Origin of the sequence: Streptomyces sp. ISL-98, assembly GCF_018614055.1 — a bacterium.
In the GTDB taxonomy this organism is placed as follows: Bacteria; Actinomycetota; Actinomycetes; order Streptomycetales; family Streptomycetaceae; genus Streptomyces; species Streptomyces spiramyceticus.
Genome location: NZ_JAGGPB010000036.1, coordinates 42,887 through 59,606 on the forward strand (window position 1 = coordinate 42,887; position 16,720 = coordinate 59,606).

Consider the following 16,720-nt stretch of genomic DNA (forward strand, 5'->3'; position numbering starts at 1 on the left):
ACCGGGCCGCCGCATGGAGGGGCGGCCTACCAGGCAGGCGGGCTCGCGATGGAGCGTGCCAGCACCTCGTCCAGGACACGGGCCGTGGTCGGCACGTCGTACTGCGAGTTGTCGATGATCGGCAGCCCCGAGCCGTACCAGCCGGCCATCCGGCCGTGGATACGGGCGACCTCCTCGTCCGACAGACGGCGGTTCCCACTGCGCTGGGCGTTGCGTTCCAGCACGATCTCCAGGCCGGGGAGGATGACGACGGGCAGCAGCCCGGGACCGACGTGGCGCTTCCAGCCGCCGAGCCCGACGACGGGACGGTCCGGGAAGACGGCGTCGTCGACGATGCACGATATGCCGTTGGCGAGGAAGTTACGGGCGGAGAAGCCGCAGGTGCGGCGGGCGAGCCGGTACTGGGCCTCGGACTGGTCGTTCCAGCCGGACTGGGGGTCGGCGAACCCGGAGCAGACCCATTCGCGTACGTCGTCGAGGCTGATGTGCGCGGTCGGCACGCGGCGGTGCTGTGCCCAGTACTTGGCGACGGTCGTCTTGCCCGCGCCGGCCGGCCCGATGAGCAGCACGGCCAGCGTCGTACTGCCGGTGTCGGTGGGCGCGGCGGCCGGCGGCGGCGCCGGAAGCGCGACGGGCCCGCCGGGCGGCAGCTGAATGTGCCCGGTGGTGTCCCGGGGCGGCGCCCCCTGAACATGTTGCGAAGCGGACCCGCCCCAGCCGGAACCCTGGGCATGCCCTTGCGCGCCACCGCCAAGGCCCGCCCCGGAACCGTGCGTGGCCTGTGGGGCGTGGGGTGCGTGAGGCGCCTGTGGAGGCGCAGGGGGGCCGCCGGGGTGCGGGGCACCGTGGGCCGCTCCCGGGGTCTGCGGGGGGCCCTGGGGCGCCGGTGGCCCGTCGGAGTGTGGGGCACCGTAAGCGGGATGCGAGGCGCCTGAGGCGGCACCGGAGACCTGCGGGGAGCCCTGCGGCGCCGGTGGTCCGGCGGGGTGCGGCGTGCCGGGAGCGCCGTGCTGGGCGCCGGAGATGGCTTCCGGGGCCTGGGGGTGTCCTTGGGGTGCCGGCCCTGTGGCGTGCTGGGTGGGCTGGGCCCATGCGGTGCCGGGCTGGTGGGGTGGTGGCAGCGGAGCCCCCACTGCGTGCTGCATCCGGTGCCACTCCGTCTCGTACAGGCGACTCGTGCTGGGCGGCCAGGGCGGACCGGGCCTACCGAACGGTACCTTCCCCGCCCGCCCTACTGTGAACGGGCGGGGACGGTCCAGAGTGCCCTGTCAGCCGTCGAGTTCGTCGGCGAGGGCGCGCAGCGCGAGCCGGTACGAGCCGATGCCGAAGCCCGCGATCGTGCCGCTGGCGACGGCCGCGACCACCGAGGTGTGCCGGAATTCCTCGCGTGTGTACGGGTTCGAGATGTGCACCTCGATCAGCGGAGCGGTGCGCTGGGCCGCCGCGTCCCTCATCCCGTACGAATAATGCGTGAACGCACCGGGGTTGAGAACGACCGGAATTGACCCGTCCGCGGCCTCGTGGAGCCAGCGGATCATCTGGCCCTCGTCGTTCGTCTCGCGTACGTCGACGTCGAAGCCGAGCTCCTTGCCGAGCCGCCCGCACTCCTCGACGAGCCCGGCGTACGAAGTCGCCCCGTACACATCGGGTTCCCGCGAGCCGAGCCTGCCGAGGTTGGGCCCGTTGAGGACCAGGACCCGTCGCGTCACTTGGACACCTCGCCGTACGCGGCCAGCAGCACCGCCGGGTCGGGGCCTTCCAGCACGGTCGGCTTGGCGAGGCCGTCGAGGACGATGAAGCGCAGCAGGTTGCCGCGGGACTTCTTGTCGACCTTCATGGTCTCCAGCAGCTTGGGCCACTGGTCGCCGCGGTAGGTGAGCGGCAGCCCGACGGACTCGAGCACGGCTCGGTGCCGGTCGGCTGTCGAGTCGTCAAGCCGGCCCGCCAGACGGCCCAGTTCGGCGGCGAAGACCATGCCGATGGAAACGGCCGCGCCGTGGCGCCAGTTGTAGCGCTCGTTCTTCTCGATGGCGTGCGCGAGCGTGTGACCGTAATTGAGGATCTCGCGCAGACCCGATTCCTTCAGGTCGCTCGACACGACGTCGGCCTTGACCCGGATGGCGCGCTCGATCAGCTCGGCGGTGCGCGGCCCCTCGGGCGTACGGGCCGCCACCGGGTCCTCCTCGATCAGGTCGAGGATCACCGGGTCGGCGATGAAGCCCGCCTTGATGATCTCGGCGAGGCCGCTGATGTAGTCGTTGACCGGCAGCGAGTCCAGCGCCGCCAGGTCGCAGAGAACACCGGCGGGCGGGTGGAAGGCGCCGACGAGGTTCTTGCCCTCGGCGGTGTTGATACCGGTCTTGCCGCCGACCGCCGCGTCGACCATGCCGAGCACGGTCGTCGGTACGGCGATCCAGCGCACCCCGCGCAGCCAAGTGGCGGCGACGAATCCGGCCACATCGGTGGTGGCTCCGCCGCCGACGCCCACGATGACGTCGGTGCGTGTGAAGTTGGTCTGGCCGAGCGCCTTCCAGCAGTACGCCGCGACCTCGACGGTCTTGGACTCCTCGGCATTGGGCAGCTGGATGGCGATGGCTTCGTAACCCTGGCTCGCGAGGTCCTCGCGGATCGCCTCACCCGTGCCGGCGAGTGCCTCGGGGTGCAGGACGGCCACGCGCTGGGCCCGTTCGCCGATCAGCCCGGGGAGCTCACCGAGGAGCTGCCGGCCGACCAGCACCTCGTACGGCGCAGCGCCCTCGCTGCCGCCGACCTGGATACGGGTGGGTGCCTGCTCGGTCATACGTCCTTCAGCTCCAGTGCGTCGAGGACCGCCTGTGCGACCTCTTCGGGGGTGCGGTCGTCGGTGTCGACGACCGCGGTGGCCACCTCGGTGTAGAGGTGACGGCGTGCTTCCATCAGCTGCTTCCACTGCTGGCGCGGGTTGACGGCCAGCAGAGGGCGTGCGGTGTTCAGCCCGACGCGCTTGATCGCTTCGCCCACGCTGATGGAGAGGTAGACGACGCGCTCTCCGGCCAGCGCGGTCCGCGTGCCCTCGTCGAGGACCGCGCCGCCGCCGAGCGCAAGGACGCCCGTGTGCTCGGCGAGCGCCGCCTTCACGGCCTCCCGCTCCAGCTCACGGAAGCGCGCCTCGCCCTCCTCGACGAAGATGTCGGAGATCTCCCGGCCCTCGGCCGCGACGATGTCCGCGTCGCTGTCGCGGTACTCCGTACCGAGCCGCTCGGCGAGCAGCTCGCCCACGGTGGACTTGCCGACCCCCATGGGCCCGACGAGGACGACCAGCGGGCCGGTCACCGTACGACCAGGTTGTCGAGGTACGACTGCACGTTGCGCCGGGTCTCACCGACGCTGTCGCCGCCGAACTTCTCCGCGACCGCGTCCGCGAGGACCAGCGCGACCATCGCCTCGGCCACGATCCCGGCGGCGGGCACGGCGCACACGTCGGAGCGCTGGTGGTGCGCGGCGGCGACCTCGCCGGTGACGACGTCGATGGTGGCGAGCGCGCGCGGCACGGTCGCGATGGGCTTCATCGCCGCCCGTACGCGCAGCAGTTCACCGGTGGACATGCCGCCCTCGGTGCCGCCGGCCCGCCCGGTGGTGCGGCGTACGCCGTCCTCGGTGGGGACGATCTCGTCGTGCGCCTTGGAACCCGGCACCCGGGCCAGGTCGAAGCCGTCGCCGACCTCGACGCCCTTGATGGCCTGGATGCCCATGAGGGCGGCGGCCAGCCGGGCATCGAGCCTGCGGTCCCAGTGCACGAACGACCCCAGTCCGACGGGCACGTTGTACGCGAGCACCTCGACGACGCCACCGAGGGTGTCGCCGTCCTTGTGGGCCTGGTCGATCTCCGCGACCATCGCCTTCGACGCGTCCGCGTCCAGGCAGCGCACCGGGTCCTCGTCCAGCCGCGCCTCGTCCGCGGGCACGGGCAGCACACCGTACGGCGCCTTGGCGGCGGCCAGCTCCACGACATGCGACACGATCTCGACACCGGTGGTCTGCTTCAGGTACGAACGGGCCACCGTGCCCAGCGCGACCCGCGCCGCGGTCTCCCGCGCGCTCGCCCGCTCCAGCACCGGCCGCGCCTCGTCCAGCGCGTACTTCTGCATGCCCGCGAGGTCGGCGTGGCCGGGGCGCGGGCGGGTCAGCGGGGCGTTACGGGCCAGCTTGGCGAGCTCGTCGGGGTCGACCGGGTCGGCCGACATGACCTGCTCCCACTTGGGCCACTCCGTGTTGCCCACCATGATCGCGACGGGGCCGCCCATGGTCAGCCCGTGGCGTACGCCGCCGAGGAAGGTGACCTCGTCCTTCTCGAACTTCATGCGCGCACCGCGCCCGTAGCCGAGCCGCCGCCGGGCGAGCGCGTCCGCCACCATCTCCGTGGTGATGGGGACGCCGGAGGGAAGACCCTCCAGCGTCGCGACGAGTGCGGGTCCGTGGGACTCCCCCGCCGTCAGCCAACGCAACCTGCTCAACGGTGCTCCTCGATGCTCGCGCCTGGGTCTGAATCGGCGCGGCCGGGTGCGCGGCCCTGGCCCGCCACCACTGATCCTCCCACGACCGGGCCCCGATCCGGCCGCCGGTCCAGCAATCGGACGACGTCAGCCGACGTCAGCGCCGGTCGCCGTCGACGGGTGCGTACGAGCCGAGGTAGTCGGCGCCGCGTCCCTGGCCGTGCTGCGCGGCGGCGTGGACGGGCCGCCCGGCGCGCACCGCACGCCGGTACTCGATCTTCCGCTTGATCTTCACGGCCCAGCTCACGAGGACCACGACCACGACCAGCACAATGAACGTGATCTGGACCCAGTCGGGCATGAAGGTCAGCAGACCGTCCAGAATCTTGCTGGCGCCGGAGGCTTGTGGCAGGCCGGATTCCATGGATGTTCTCCCCCTCGGGTGTTTCGACCGGCAGACCCTATCGGGCGGCCAGCGCCTGCTCCCCGGCCCCCCTCATGACGGCGAGCGGCGCGGCGGCGCAGCCCGTCATCTGCTCCACCTGGAGCACGGCCTGATGCACGAGCAGGTCGAGCCCGCCGACGACCGAGCCGCCGTGCGCCGACCAGGCGGCCGCGAGCGCGGTCGGCCATGGCTCGTACAGCACGTCGAAGAGCGTGCCGGGCCGCTCGGGCACGGCCTCGGCGAGGGCATCGGTGGTGCCGGCCGGGGTGGTCGCGATGACGAGCGGCGCGTCGAACGCCCGCTCCGCCTCCGCCCAGTCGGCGATGCGCACGTCGACCCCGAGCCGCTCGCCCCACTGCCGCATCTCGTTGCCGCGGGCCGCAGTGCGCACGTACGCGGTGACCGGGCCCGTACACAGCCGGGAGAGCGCGGCGAGCGCCGACGAGGCGGTGGCCCCGGCGCCGAGGACGGCTGCGGAGCCGACCTTCTCGACGCCGCGCTCGCGCAGGGCGGCGATCATGCCGGGGATATCGGTGTTGTCCCCGATGCGTCGGCCCTCCTCGGTGACGACGACCGTGTTCACCGCCTCGACGGAAGCCGCCGTGTCGCTGATCTCGTCGAGCAGCGGGATGACGGCGCGCTTGAGCGGCATGGTCAGCGAGAGGCCGGCCCAGGACGCGTCGACCTTCTCGAAGAAGCGGGGCAGGGCGGCCTCGTCCACCTCGAAGCGGTCGTACGACCAGTTGGTCAGGCCCAGTTCCTCGTATGCGGCGCGGTGCAGGACGGGTGAGAGCGAGTGGGCGATGGGCGACCCGAGTACGGCCGCCCGGCGTGCCTCAGTCACTTCCCTGGCTTTCATTGAACTTGTCCTTCAGCTCCTGGAACTCGGAGTAGGTCTTGGCGAACTCCGTCTTGTGCTTACCGTCGGTCGCCACGAAGTACAGCCAGCCGTCCTTGGTCGGCTTCAGGGCGGCAGTCATCGCCGCGCTGCCCGGGTTGCCGATGGGCCCGGGGGTAAGGCCCTTCTGCGTGTATGTATTGTACGGGTCCTGATTGCTGTTGATCTCGGACTCGCTGATGTCGATTTTGCTCTGGCCCTTGAGGTAATTGAAGGCCGAGTCGAACTGCAGCAGCTGATTCGTCTGCGTATTGGTCGGCTTCAGGCGGTTGTAAATGACCTCGGCCATCTTGCGGAAGTCGTCGTCCGTCTTGCCTTCCGCCTGCACAAGGCTCGCGACCGTGATGAGCTGCAACGGAGATTCCAGGCCCAGCCTCTTGGCCTCCGCTTCGATGCCCTGGCTCGCATATTGCCCATTGGCCCGCGAGACCATTTCCTTGAGCACGGACTCGGGCGTCGACTTCTTGCCGACGTCGTAACGCGAGGGATACAGGAAACCTTCGAGCGGGTCCTTGATCTTCTCGTTGTCGTTGGCCCACTCGGGCAGTCCGAGTTCTTTGAACTCGGCCTTGGCGACGTCCTTGGTTGTACCGGGTTTGAGCTTCAGCTTCTCGTCGATGGCCTCGTAGACCTTCACGTTCCGCTGGCCCTCGATGATGACGAGGGCATTCAGGTTCGCCGGATTGGCCATGAGCTCGACGGCCGCCTTCGCGGACATCTCCTTCTTCATCGGGTAGACGCCGGGCTGGATCGACTTGCCCTTGGGGTTGGCGGTCGCCGCGGAGACGAAGGCATCCGAGCTCTTGACCACACCCGCCTCGGTCAGGATGCCACCCATCTGTCCCAGTCCCGCGCCCTGGGGGATCTCGACCTCGACGGAACCCGTGCCGCTGCCAGTGAAGTCGGCAGGCGCACCGAACTGCTCCTGCCAGAACTGATAGCCGAAGTAGGCGACGCCACCCCCTCCGCCCACCAGGACCAGCGCGACGAACAGGCACGCCGTGCCGTTGCGGCTCTTCTTCTTTTTGGTCTTTCCGCGGCGGTCGCCGCCCCGGCCCCGACGCGTCTCACGCGAGTCGTCGTACCCGTCGTCATCGTCGTCGTCGTTGCCGCCCGCGAAGAAGGGGTGCTCCTCCGGACCTTCGAGGTCGGCGTCCCACTCGGGCTCCGGTGCCTGCTCCGGCACCGCGTGGCGCTGGTTCGGGGGCTGCGGCGGGGGGTATGCGTCCGGGGCGGCGTAGTAGTCGGGGTGCTCCGCGCCGCCGTAGGCGGGCTGCTGGCCGCTGTACGGGTCGGCGGGGTTCATGCCGTACGGCACGGCTCCCTGCTGCTGGCCCGTGTCCCAGCCGCCGTTGGCGTACTGCTGCTGGTCGTTGTACTGGGGCTGCTGCCCGCCGTAGTACGGCTGCTGCGGCTGCTGTTGCGGTTCCTGCTGGTAGTGCTGCGGCTGGCCGCCGTACGGACCCTGGCCCTGTACGGCCTGCTGTCCTGCCCATCCCTGGTCCCCGTACAACGGGTCCTCGGGATGCCACGGTTCGTGGCCTGCGCCCCGGCCGTACTCAGTCATGAAACCCCATAGTGTGCCGCGAGGCGGCGGCTGCGCGCGCGTGGGGCACGGCATCCGGTCCGCCTCTTCTTTGTGCGGCAGTTGTTCGAACACCGCCGCATCGCGCGGAACGTTACCGTATCGCGATCAGACAACCACTTCGACGCCCTCGCCCGGGGGAATGCCTGAGACCCGTTCGGCCTCCAAAGCGTTCTGAAGAATGACAATTGCGGCCGCTTGGTCGATCACAGAACGGCCCTTCTTGGACTTCACGCCCGAAGCGCGCAGTCCCTGACTGGCCGTCACTGTGGTCATCCTCTCGTCGACCAGTCGCACCGGAGTGGGTGCGATGCCGCGAGCGAGCTCCTGGGCGAAGACCCGGACCTTGGCCGCCGCCGGCCCCTCGCCCCCACTGAGGGAGCGAGGGAGGCCGACCACGACCTCGATCGGTTCGTACTCCTCGACGAGCTGCTTCAACCGCCGGTGGGCGGCCGGGACGTCACGTCCCGGCACGGTCTCCACCGGCGTGGCGAGGACCCCGTCGGGGTCGCACGAGGCGACCCCTATCCGGGCGTCCCCGACGTCGATCGCGAGGCGACGGCCGCGTCGCATCAGGCGATCTCGCCGACTGCGCGTTCGACGGCGGCCACGGCGTCGCCGATGGCGTCCGGGTTCTGGCCGCCGCCCTGGGCGACGTCCGGCTTGCCGCCACCGCCGCCGCCGAGGGTCTTGGCGGCCGTACGGACCAGCTCGCCGGCCTTGAGACCGCGCTCGCGGGCGGCTTCGTTGGTTGCGATGACCGTCAGCGGGCGTCCGTTGGCCGTGGTGAACAGGGCCACGACCGTCGGGCGGTCGCCCGGAATGCGGCCGCGGACGTCCAGGACCAGCCTGCGCAGGTCGTCGGCCGACGTGCCGTCGGGCACCTGGCCGGTGACGAGAGCGACACCGCGTACGTCCTGGGCACCGGAGGCGAGTCCGGCGGCGGCCTGGAGGACCTTCTCCGCGCGGAACTTCTCGATCTCCTTCTCGGCGTCCTTGAGCTTGGCGAGCATCCCGGAGATCTTCTCCGGCAGCTCCTCCGAGCGGCCCTTGACCAGCTCCTGGAGCTGGGCGACGACCGTGTGCTCCCTGGCGAGGAAGTTGTACGCGTCCACGCCGACCAGGGCCTCGATACGCCGTACGCCCGAGCCGATCGACGACTCGCCGAGCAGCTTCACCAGACCCAGCTGGGCGGTGTTGTGGACATGCGTACCGCCGCACAGCTCCTTGGAGAAGTCGCCGATGGTCACGACGCGGACCCGCTCGCCGTACTTCTCGCCGAACTCGGCGATGGCGCCCTGCTTCTTGGCCTCGTCGATGCTCATGACCTCGGCCTGGACATCGAGTTCCCGGGCGAGCACCTCGTTGATCTTGTGCTCGACGTCGGTGAGGACCGTGCCGGGTACGGCGTTCGGCGAGCCGAAGTCGAAGCGGAAGCGGCCGGGCGAGTTCTCCGAACCGGCCTGGGCGGCCGTCGGGCCGAGAGCGTCGCGCAGCGCCTGGTGCGTGAGGTGCGTGGCGCTGTGGGCGCGGGCGATGGCGCGGCGGCGCTTCTGGTCGATGACGGCGTAGGCGGAGGCGCCGAGCGTCACCTCGCCCACCTGGACCGTGCCCTTGTGGACGGAGACGCCGGGGACCGGCTGCTGGACGTCGCGGACCTCGACGACGGCGCCCGAGTGCAGCTTGATGCGGCCGGTGTCGGCGAGCTGGCCGCCACCCTCGGCGTAGAACGGGGTGCGGTCGAGGACGATCTCGACGTCGTCGCCCTCGGTGGCGGCCGGGGAGGGCACACCGTCGACGAGCAGGCCGACGACGGTCGACTCGCCCTCGGTGGAGGTGTAGCCGGTGAACTCCGTGGTGCCGGACTGGTCGGCGACCAGGCGGTAGGCGGACACGTCGGCGTGCCCGGTCTTCTTGGCCTTTGCGTCGGCCTTGGCCCGGTCCCGCTGCTCCTTCATGAGGCGCCGGAAGCCGTCCTCGTCCACGGAGAGGCCCTGTTCGGCGGCCATCTCCAGGGTGAGGTCGATCGGGAAGCCCCAGGTGTCGTGGAGCAGGAACGCCTTGTCACCGGCGAGGACCTTGCCGCCGGCGGCCTTGGTCTCCGTAACGGCGGTGTCGAGGATGTTCGTGCCGCCCTTGAGGGCCTTGAGGAAGGCGGCTTCCTCGGAGACGGCGACGGTCTCGATGCGCTTGCGGTCGGTCAGCAGCTCCGGGTACTGCTCGCCCATGGTCGTGATGACCACATCGGCCAGCTCGGCGACGACGGGCTGGGTGGCGCCCATCAGCCGCATGTTGCGGATGGCGCGGCGCATGATGCGGCGCAGGACGTAGCCGCGGCCCTCGTTGCCGGGGGTGACACCGTCGCCGATGAGCATCACGGACGTACGGATGTGGTCGGCGACGACGCGCAGGGAGACGTCGGAGGCGTGGTCGGCGCCGTAGCGGACGCCGGTGAGCTCGGTGGCCTTGTCCATGACGACGCGCAGGGTGTCGGTCTCGTACATGTTCTGCACGCCCTGCAGGATCATGGCGAGACGTTCGAGGCCCAGACCCGTGTCGATGTTCTTCGACGGCAGGTCGCCGAGGATCGGGAAGTCTTCCTTGCCCTCGCCGGCGCCGCGCTCGTACTGCATGAAGACCAGGTTCCAGATCTCCACGTAGCGCTCGTCGTTGACGGCCGGGCCGCCCTCTTCGCCGAACTCGGGACCACGGTCGTAGTTGATCTCCGAGCAGGGGCCGCAGGGTCCGGGGACACCCATCGACCAGAAGTTCGGGCCCATGCCCAGCCGCTGGATGCGCTCGGCGGGCACACCGATGACGTCGCGCCAGATCTGCTCGGCCTCGTCGTCCTCCTTGTAGACCGTGATCCACAGGCGCTCGGGGTCGAGGCCGAAGCCACCGTCCGCGACGGAGCTGGTGAGCAGCTCCCACGCGTACTTGATGGCGCCTTCCTTGAAGTAGTCGCCGAACGAGAAGTTGCCGCACATCTGGAAGAACGTGCCGTGGCGCGTGGTCTTGCCGACCTCTTCGATGTCCGGCGTACGCACGCACTTCTGCACGCTGGTGATGCGCGGGGCGGGCGGCTTGACCTCGCCGAGGAAGTACGGCTTGAAGGGCACCATGCCCGCGGGGACCAGCAGCAGGGTCGGGTCGTCCGCGATGAGCGACGCCGAAGGCACGACGTTGTGTCCGCGCTCCTCGAAGAAGCGCAGCCAGCGGCGGCGGATTTCAGCCGACTCCATCAGTGGTCCTCATTCCGGTTGTACGAATGCTGGGTGTAATCGAGTGCGGCGATGCGTCGCTGCACGGGAAGCTCGGGGTCGTTGTGCGCGTCGAGGCCGAGGGCCTCGCCGAGTTCGGCCTCGCGCTGCGCCATCCCCGCCTTGACGTCGAGCGCGAAGTCCTTGAGCCGGTGGCCTGCTTCGACCGCCTTGTCGGCGGCCTGCGCGGCGAGGCTCTCGGGCGTCAGCTGCTTGAGCTTGCGGTTGACCTTGGTGGTGGCCCACACACCGGCTGCGGCGCCTGCGGTGAACCAGAACGTACGGCGGAACATTGCGGCTTCAGCCCTTCCGCTTCCTGCGCCGGGGGGACGGTACGGTCCGGCCGACGATCACAGTGCGACGGGACGGTTCCGCCGGGGTGTCCTTGCTGCGGCCGATCGCCCGGCGTACGCCGTATCCGAAGGCCGCGACCTTGACGAGCGGGCCGCCGAAGGTCGATGCGACGGTCGTGGAGAGCGCGGACGCGTTGGAGGTGACTTCCTGGACGTCGGAAGCGATGGCGTCGACCCGGTCGAGCTGGGTCTGCGCGGAACGCACGGTCGCGGAGGCGTCGGCCAGCAGCGGGACGGCCTGCTCGGTCACGTCCGCCACGAGCTTGGTCGTCGCCTTGAGCGTCTGGGCCAGCCTCACCAGCACCACGGCGAGAAAGGAGACCAGGATCGCCCAGAAGACGGCCACCAGGATGCCGGCCACCTCTCCACCGGACACTTTGCACCGCTCCCTGTACGTGAGAAAAGTCGTCCTGCGAGCCTATCGCGCCGGGGCTCGGGGTCCGTACCGCATTACGTGTGCGTGGAGCGGGAGTTGCGCAGCGTGATTGTACGGAGTGCTTACGGATGGGTACGCTCCGTGTCCCATGCGACGCACTTTTCATTCTGTGTCTCCCTCGTCCCCCTCCCCCGATCACGGCAATCTGCCCGCTGAGCTGAATCCGTTCGTGGGGCGGCGCGAGGAACTGGCGGAGTTCGGCCGTCTGCTGGAGGAAGCCCGGCTGGTCACCGTGACCGGGGTCGGCGGGGTCGGAAAAACGCGATTCGCCCTGCGGGCAGGTGCCAGGCTGCAGGAACGGTACTGCGACGGGGTGTGGCTCGTGGAGCTGTCCGCCCTCGACGACGCCGACCTGCTGGAACACGCGGTCGCTGAGGCGCTGGGGCTGACCGATCACACCAGCAAGCCGCCGCGCGATGTGCTGGTCGGGCATCTCGCCGGGCGTCAACTCCTGCTCGTACTCGACGGTTTCGAGCATTTCGTCGACGCCGCTGCCGGCCTGGTGCGGGAACTGCTCCGGCGCGCGCCGGACCTGCGTGTGCTGGCCACGGGCCGGCTGCCGCTGTGCGTCGACGGCGAGCAGAACTTCCCGCTCCCGCCGATGCCGGACTCCGACGCGGTCCAGCTCTTCGCCGACCGGGCCGCCGCGGGGCAGCCCGGTTTCCGGCTCACGGAGGCCAACAACTCCGCCGTCCGGGAGCTGTGCCGTCGCCTGGACGGGATTCCGCTCGCCCTGGAGCTGGCCGCCGGGCGGCTGCGCGCTCTGTCCCTGGAGCAGGTGCTCGACCGGCTCGACGACCGGTTCCGGCTGCTGACCGGCTCCACCCGGGGTGCACTCCCCCGGCACCAGACGCTTCGTACCGCCATCGGCTGGAGCCATGAGCTGTGCACGCCTGAGCAGCGGCTGCTGTGGGCTCGGCTTTCGGTGTTCGTGGGGCAGTTCGACCTGGAGGCGGCGGAGTACGTCTGCGGCGGACCGGAGCCGGCGGGCAACAGCGGGCTGAGTGGCCCCAGCGTCCTCGATGTGCTCGCGGAGCTGCTCGCGCAGTCCGTCGTGACCCGCGAGGACACCCCGTCGGGCGTCCGCTACCGGATGCTGGACACCGTCAGGGAGTACGGCGCCGACTGGCTGGCGGCCACGGGCGACGCGGTGCGCGTGCGCCGCAGACACCGGGACTGGTACCTGGGGCTGGCGACGTGGTGCGAGCTGGAGTGGTTCAGCCCCCGCCAGGCGGAGGTGGCGGCACGCGTCGACTGCGAACTGCCCAATCTGCGCAGGGCGATGGAGTACTCGCTGGAGAATCCGGAGGACGTGCATCTGGGCCAGTACCTGGCGGGCACGCTCTGGTTCTACTGGGTCGGCTGCGGACGTCTGTCGGAGGGGCGGCACTGGCTGGACCACGCGCTGGAGGCGGAGAGCGCGCACGAGGCGCACCGCCTGAAGGCGCTGTGGGTACTCGGTTACGTGGCCGTGCTGCAGGGCGACGCGATCGGGGCACTCGCCGCGCTCCAGGAGTGCCGCGAGAGCGCCGACCTCACCGGCAACGCCGTGGCGGCGGCGTACGCCGTGCACAGGTCGGGCTGTCTGGCGCTGGTGTCCGACGACATGCCGCGCGCGGAGGAGCTGCTGCGTGAGGCGCTCGCGCGGTACGAGGAGATCGGCGAGCTCAACAGCAATGTACTGATGGGGCAGGTCGAGCTGGCGATGGCGGTGGCCTTCAGCGGCGACCTGGAGCAGGCCGTCGCGATCTGCGAGGAGGTCAGGGAGGTCTGCGAGGACCACGGTGAGCGCTGGGCTCTCGCGTACGCGCTGTACGTCCTGGCCTATGCGGCATGGACGCACGAGCGGACCGACCGGGCCCGGGAGCTGCTCGAAGAGTGCCTCGCCATCGACCACGCCTTCCACGACCTGCTGGGCGCGGTGCTCGCACTGGAGCTGCTGGCGCTGGTCACGCTGGACCAGGGCGATCCGGCGGAGGCGGCCGTGCTGCAGGGGGCGGCCGAGCATATCTGGCCGTCGGTGGGGCTGCCGCTGCTCGGTTCGGCGTACTACAACGCGCCGCACGCGCTGTGCGAGAAGCGGGCGCGCGAGCGCCTCGGCGACGGCCCGTACGAAAAGCTACGGCGCGAGGGGGCACGCCTGGGCCTGGACGCGGCGGTGCGAAGGGCCCTCGATGGGCCGCCGGCTCCGGCGGATCCTGCCCCGCCCCGGTCGCGCATCGCGCGTTCGCCCCGCAGCAGCGGACCGAAAACGCGCGAGCCCGCCGCCTCCCGCTCCGTACGGAACGAGGAGACGACGGGCTGAGGCACTTGCCCGACTACGGCCGCTGGATCAGCGGGCGTAGTACTCGACGACGAGCTGCTCGTCGCAGATGACCGGGATTTCCTTGCGGTTCGGGTCGCGGTCCAGGCGGAAGGCCAGGGCCTTCAGGTTCACCTGGAGGTAGCGCGGCGTCTCACCCTCGGTGTCGTAGCCACCCTCGCGAGCGACCTGGAAGGGGTGCTTCTCGCGGCTGCGCTCGCGGACCATCACGACGTCGTCGGGACGGACGCGGAACGACGGCTTGTCGACCTTGCCACCGTTGACCTCGATGTGGCCGTGAACGACCATCTGACGGGCCTGGTAGATCGTGCGGGCGATGCCCGAACGCAGGATGAGCGCGTCGAGGCGGCGCTCGAGCTCGATGACCAGGGCCTCGCCGGTCTTGCCTTCGGCCTTCTTGGCGCGGTCGTAGGCGCGGGCCATCTGCTTCTCGCTGATGTCGTACTGCGCGCGCAGACGCTGCTTCTCGAGCAGACGGACCTTGTAGTCCGAGTTCTGCTTGCGCCCACGGCCGTGCTCGCCCGGCGGGTACGGACGGGCCTCGAAGTACTTGACAGCCTTCGGCGTCAGCGCAATACCGAGCGCACGGGACTTCTTGACCTTGGGACGCGACTGGTTAGGCACGTTCTCCAGACCTCCGTTGTAGGTTAGGTTAGGCTCACCTTACTCAAGGAGATCGCATGTCTCGCCCGGGGAACACCACACACCTCACGGACAACACGAAGAAGGCCGACAGCGAAAGTGTCGACGCGACGGAGGTCCGATCAGATCGTGGTCAGCCGCGTCCCAGCGGACTTGAAATCGCGCGGATGCCGTCAGCAGCCGAGCGCACACGAACTCTCGTACAGAGTACCTGCTCCGCGGTGGTACTTCTGCCCGGTCCTGCCGTGGCCCGTCCCGAGCAGCTGGTTCCCGAGGAGCGGAGCGTCGGTCCCGACGGCGAAGTGTTCCTGCTCTTCCCCGCGGATTCGCCGGTTGTACGCGCCGCCACGCACGCCCAGGACGACGAGCTGGCCGTGACGCTGGAGATCACGGATGTCGCGCCGGTCTCGGTCCCCAACCGTATCCGGGGCCGCGCCTGGGTCTCCGGCTGGCTCACCTGCGTACGCGGGCTGGCCGGGCCCGGGCGCATGCTGCTGCGGCTGGAGGTCGGCGAGGCCAGCGTGGACGATCTGTGGGGCGCCGGATCGGTCGAGCCCGAGGAATTCGCGGCGGCGGCCGCGGACCCGATCGCGGAGCACGAGGCGGAGCTGCTCCAGCATCTGCACTCGGCGCACGGCGACCAGGTGCGGCAGCTGTGCGGGCTTGCGGGAGAACGGGCCGAGTCCGGCAACGGCGATGGGGCCACCGAGTACAGCACGGTGCCCGTGGCGCTGGACCGGTTCGGGCTGCGGGTGCGCTTCAGCAGTTCCGACAGGCACGGTTTCGACGCACGGTTCGACTTCCGCGAACCGGTGCGCGACATCATCGGGCTGCGCCGTGCCATGCACCAGCTCTTCGAGGCCGCCGCCCACTGACGCCGCCCACTGGAACGGTGTGTCAGGGGCGTGCGTCCGACGGGCCGTCCCCGCGCAGCCTGCCGCGCACCTTCTCCACGACGTCGGCGTAGCGGGCTTCCGCTCCGTAGCGCGTGGGCTCGTAGTAGGTCTTGCCGTGCACAGCGTCCGGGGCGTACTGCTGAGCGGCGATCGCGCCCGGCACGTCGTGCGGATACACATAGCCCTGCGCATGGCCGAGCTTGGCCGCGCCCTTGTAGTGCCCATCGCGAATATGCGGCGGGACGGGGCCCGCCAGTCCCTTCCGTACGTCCTCCTGGGCGGCGAAGATCGCATTCGTCGCGGCGTTGGACTTGGGCGCGAGGGCCAGCGCGATGGTGGCATGGCTGAGGGTGAGCGCGGCCTCCGGGAAGCCGATCATGGCCACGGCCTGGGCCGCTGCCACAGCCGTCGGCAGCGCGGTGGGGTCGGCCAGGCCGATGTCCTCGCTGGCCGAGATCATCAGCCTCCGGGCGATGAATCTGGGGTCCTCGCCCGCCTCGATCATGCGGGCCAGGTAGTGCAGCGCGGCGTCCACGTCGGAGCCTCGGATGGACTTGATGAGGGCGCTCGCCACGTCGTAGTGCTGGTCGCCGTCGCGGTCGTACTTCACCGCCGCGCGGTCGACCGTCTCCTCGACCGTTTCGAGCGTGACCTCCTTGTCGCCCTTGGCCATGGCCGCCCCCGCGGCCGCCTCCAGGGCGGTGAGCGCACGCCGGGCGTCGCCGCCCGAGATCCGCAGCAGATGCGCCTCGGCGTCGTCGGCCAGCGTGACCGCGCCGCCGAGACCGCGCTCCTCGGTGAGCGCCCGGTGCACCAGGGAGCGCAGATCGTCGTCGGTCAGCGATTCCAGCGTGAGCAGCAGGGAGCGGGAGAGCAGTGGGGAGATGATCGAGAAGTACGGGTTTTCGGTCGTCGCGGCGATGAGCGTGACCCAGCGGTTCTCGACGGCGGGCAGCAGGGAGTCCTGCTGGGCCTTGCTGAAGCGGTGGATCTCGTCGAGGAAGAGGACGGTCTCCTTGCCGAAGCCGCCCGATGCGCGGCGGGCGCCGTCGATGACGGCCCGCACTTCCTTCACGCCGGCGGTGATCGCGGAAAGCTCCACGAAGCGCTTCTGGGTGGCCTGGCTGACGACGTACGCCAGAGTCGTCTTGCCGATGCCGGGCGGGCCCCAGAGCAGCACCGACGAGGGGCCCGCGGGGCCGCCGCTGCCCTCACCGACCAGTCGGCGCAGCGGCGCTCCCGGCTTCAGCAGGTGCTGCTGGCCGACGACTTCGTCGAGGGTGCGCGGGCGCATCCGGACGGCCAGGGGGCTGCTGGACGGATCCTTCAGCTGGCGGTCTTCTGCGGCTGCGGTGAACAGGTCTGGCTCCACGCACGAAGCCTATGTCAGCCCACTGACAACGCCGACGG

16 protein-coding genes are annotated in these 16,720 nt (G+C 70.3%); 2 read left to right on the forward strand and 14 right to left on the reverse strand.

All coding sequences use genetic code 11. The features are described 5' to 3' along the window. Window positions 1–26 precede the first annotated feature (26 nt). From J7I98_RS25080 to J7I98_RS25135, 12 genes are all read right to left on the reverse strand, one after another. The gene (locus J7I98_RS25080; protein WP_214925889.1) at window positions 27–1,145 is read right to left on the reverse strand and encodes an AAA family ATPase; all 1,119 of its coding nucleotides are present in this window, start codon (window positions 1,143–1,145) and stop codon (window positions 27–29) included. Window positions 1,146–1,268: 123 nt separating this feature from the next. Next, entirely contained in the window at window positions 1,269–1,709 is a 441-nt protein-coding gene (gene aroQ / locus J7I98_RS25085) for a type II 3-dehydroquinate dehydratase (RefSeq protein WP_214925899.1), read from the reverse strand. After that, window positions 1,706–2,800, reverse strand: a complete 1,095-nt coding sequence (gene aroB / locus J7I98_RS25090) for a 3-dehydroquinate synthase (protein WP_214925906.1) — start codon at window positions 2,798–2,800, stop codon at window positions 1,706–1,708. Before aroB ends, aroQ begins: the two co-directional genes overlap by 4 nt. After that, window positions 2,797–3,312 carry a shikimate kinase gene (locus J7I98_RS25095; RefSeq protein ID WP_214925914.1) on the reverse strand — a complete coding sequence of 172 codons (516 nt, stop codon included), beginning with the start codon at window positions 3,310–3,312 and terminating at the stop codon, window positions 2,797–2,799. The genes aroB and J7I98_RS25095 overlap by 4 nt, the downstream gene beginning before the upstream one ends. Then, complete coding sequence (gene aroC, locus J7I98_RS25100) at window positions 3,309–4,493, reverse strand: chorismate synthase (RefSeq protein WP_214925926.1); 1,185 nt, start codon at window positions 4,491–4,493, stop codon at window positions 3,309–3,311. Before aroC ends, J7I98_RS25095 begins: the two co-directional genes overlap by 4 nt. Window positions 4,494–4,629: 136 nt before the next feature. Next, window positions 4,630–4,896 (reverse strand): hypothetical protein, encoded by a 267-nt coding sequence (locus J7I98_RS25105; protein WP_214925928.1) that lies wholly within the window; start codon window positions 4,894–4,896, stop codon window positions 4,630–4,632. A 37-nt stretch (window positions 4,897–4,933) separates the two neighbouring features. Then, window positions 4,934–5,776, reverse strand: a complete 843-nt coding sequence (locus J7I98_RS25110; RefSeq protein WP_214925930.1) for a shikimate dehydrogenase — start codon at window positions 5,774–5,776, stop codon at window positions 4,934–4,936. Continuing rightward, window positions 5,754–7,382 carry an endolytic transglycosylase MltG gene (gene mltG / locus J7I98_RS25115; RefSeq protein WP_214925940.1) on the reverse strand — a complete coding sequence of 543 codons (1,629 nt, stop codon included), beginning with the start codon at window positions 7,380–7,382 and terminating at the stop codon, window positions 5,754–5,756. Before mltG ends, J7I98_RS25110 begins: the two co-directional genes overlap by 23 nt. Window positions 7,383–7,508: 126 nt before the next feature. Next, window positions 7,509–7,973, reverse strand: coding sequence for a Holliday junction resolvase RuvX (gene ruvX, locus J7I98_RS25120; RefSeq protein WP_214925952.1), 465 nt, complete (start codon window positions 7,971–7,973; stop codon window positions 7,509–7,511). Next, window positions 7,973–10,642 carry an alanine--tRNA ligase gene (alaS, locus tag J7I98_RS25125; protein ID WP_214925955.1) on the reverse strand — a complete coding sequence of 890 codons (2,670 nt, stop codon included), beginning with the start codon at window positions 10,640–10,642 and terminating at the stop codon, window positions 7,973–7,975. The genes ruvX and alaS overlap by 1 nt, the downstream gene beginning before the upstream one ends. Then, window positions 10,642–10,953, reverse strand: coding sequence for a DUF6167 family protein (locus J7I98_RS25130; protein WP_214925958.1), 312 nt, complete (start codon window positions 10,951–10,953; stop codon window positions 10,642–10,644). The genes alaS and J7I98_RS25130 overlap by 1 nt, the downstream gene beginning before the upstream one ends. Before the next feature lie 7 nt (window positions 10,954–10,960). After that, the gene (locus tag J7I98_RS25135) at window positions 10,961–11,389 is read right to left on the reverse strand and encodes a DUF948 domain-containing protein (RefSeq protein ID WP_214925961.1); all 429 of its coding nucleotides are present in this window, start codon (window positions 11,387–11,389) and stop codon (window positions 10,961–10,963) included. A 148-nt stretch (window positions 11,390–11,537) separates the two neighbouring features. On the opposite strand from J7I98_RS25135, the gene J7I98_RS25140 reads away from it, so the two are divergent. Further along, window positions 11,538–13,754, forward strand: a complete 2,217-nt coding sequence (locus tag J7I98_RS25140; protein WP_214925964.1) for a tetratricopeptide repeat protein — start codon at window positions 11,538–11,540, stop codon at window positions 13,752–13,754. Between the two features lie 27 nt (window positions 13,755–13,781). Here J7I98_RS25140 and rpsD read toward each other — a convergent pair whose 3' ends face one another. Next, window positions 13,782–14,396 carry a 30S ribosomal protein S4 gene (gene rpsD / locus J7I98_RS25145; protein WP_138894445.1) on the reverse strand — a complete coding sequence of 205 codons (615 nt, stop codon included), beginning with the start codon at window positions 14,394–14,396 and terminating at the stop codon, window positions 13,782–13,784. A gap of 185 nt (window positions 14,397–14,581) precedes the next feature. Between rpsD and J7I98_RS25150 the strand changes: the two genes are divergently transcribed. Further along, window positions 14,582–15,289 carry a DUF2470 domain-containing protein gene (locus J7I98_RS25150; RefSeq protein WP_214926116.1) on the forward strand — a complete coding sequence of 236 codons (708 nt, stop codon included), beginning with the start codon at window positions 14,582–14,584 and terminating at the stop codon, window positions 15,287–15,289. Window positions 15,290–15,311: 22 nt separating this feature from the next. On the opposite strand, the gene J7I98_RS25155 is transcribed toward J7I98_RS25150, so the two are convergent. Next, window positions 15,312–16,682, reverse strand: a complete 1,371-nt coding sequence (locus J7I98_RS25155) for a replication-associated recombination protein A (protein WP_214925974.1) — start codon at window positions 16,680–16,682, stop codon at window positions 15,312–15,314. Between the last annotated feature and the right edge of the window lie 38 nt (window positions 16,683–16,720).

Coding starts and splice junctions, on each gene's coding strand:
- J7I98_RS25080 (WP_214925889.1), bottom strand. CDS start 1,145: ATGCAGCACGCAGTGGGGGCTCCGCTGCCACCACCCCACCAGCCCGGC.
- aroB (WP_214925906.1), bottom strand. CDS start 2,800: ATGACCGAGCAGGCACCCACCCGTATCCAGGTCGGCGGCAGCGAGGGC.
- J7I98_RS25105 (WP_214925928.1), bottom strand. CDS start 4,896: ATGGAATCCGGCCTGCCACAAGCCTCCGGCGCCAGCAAGATTCTGGAC.
- J7I98_RS25110 (WP_214925930.1), bottom strand. CDS start 5,776: ATGAAAGCCAGGGAAGTGACTGAGGCACGCCGGGCGGCCGTACTCGGG.
- mltG (WP_214925940.1), bottom strand. CDS start 7,382: ATGACTGAGTACGGCCGGGGCGCAGGCCACGAACCGTGGCATCCCGAG.
- ruvX (WP_214925952.1), bottom strand. CDS start 7,973: ATGCGACGCGGCCGTCGCCTCGCGATCGACGTCGGGGACGCCCGGATA.
- alaS (WP_214925955.1), bottom strand. CDS start 10,642: ATGGAGTCGGCTGAAATCCGCCGCCGCTGGCTGCGCTTCTTCGAGGAG.
- J7I98_RS25130 (WP_214925958.1), bottom strand. CDS start 10,953: ATGTTCCGCCGTACGTTCTGGTTCACCGCAGGCGCCGCAGCCGGTGTG.
- J7I98_RS25140 (WP_214925964.1), top strand. CDS start 11,538: ATGCGACGCACTTTTCATTCTGTGTCTCCCTCGTCCCCCTCCCCCGAT.
- J7I98_RS25150 (WP_214926116.1), top strand. CDS start 14,582: ATGCCGTCAGCAGCCGAGCGCACACGAACTCTCGTACAGAGTACCTGC.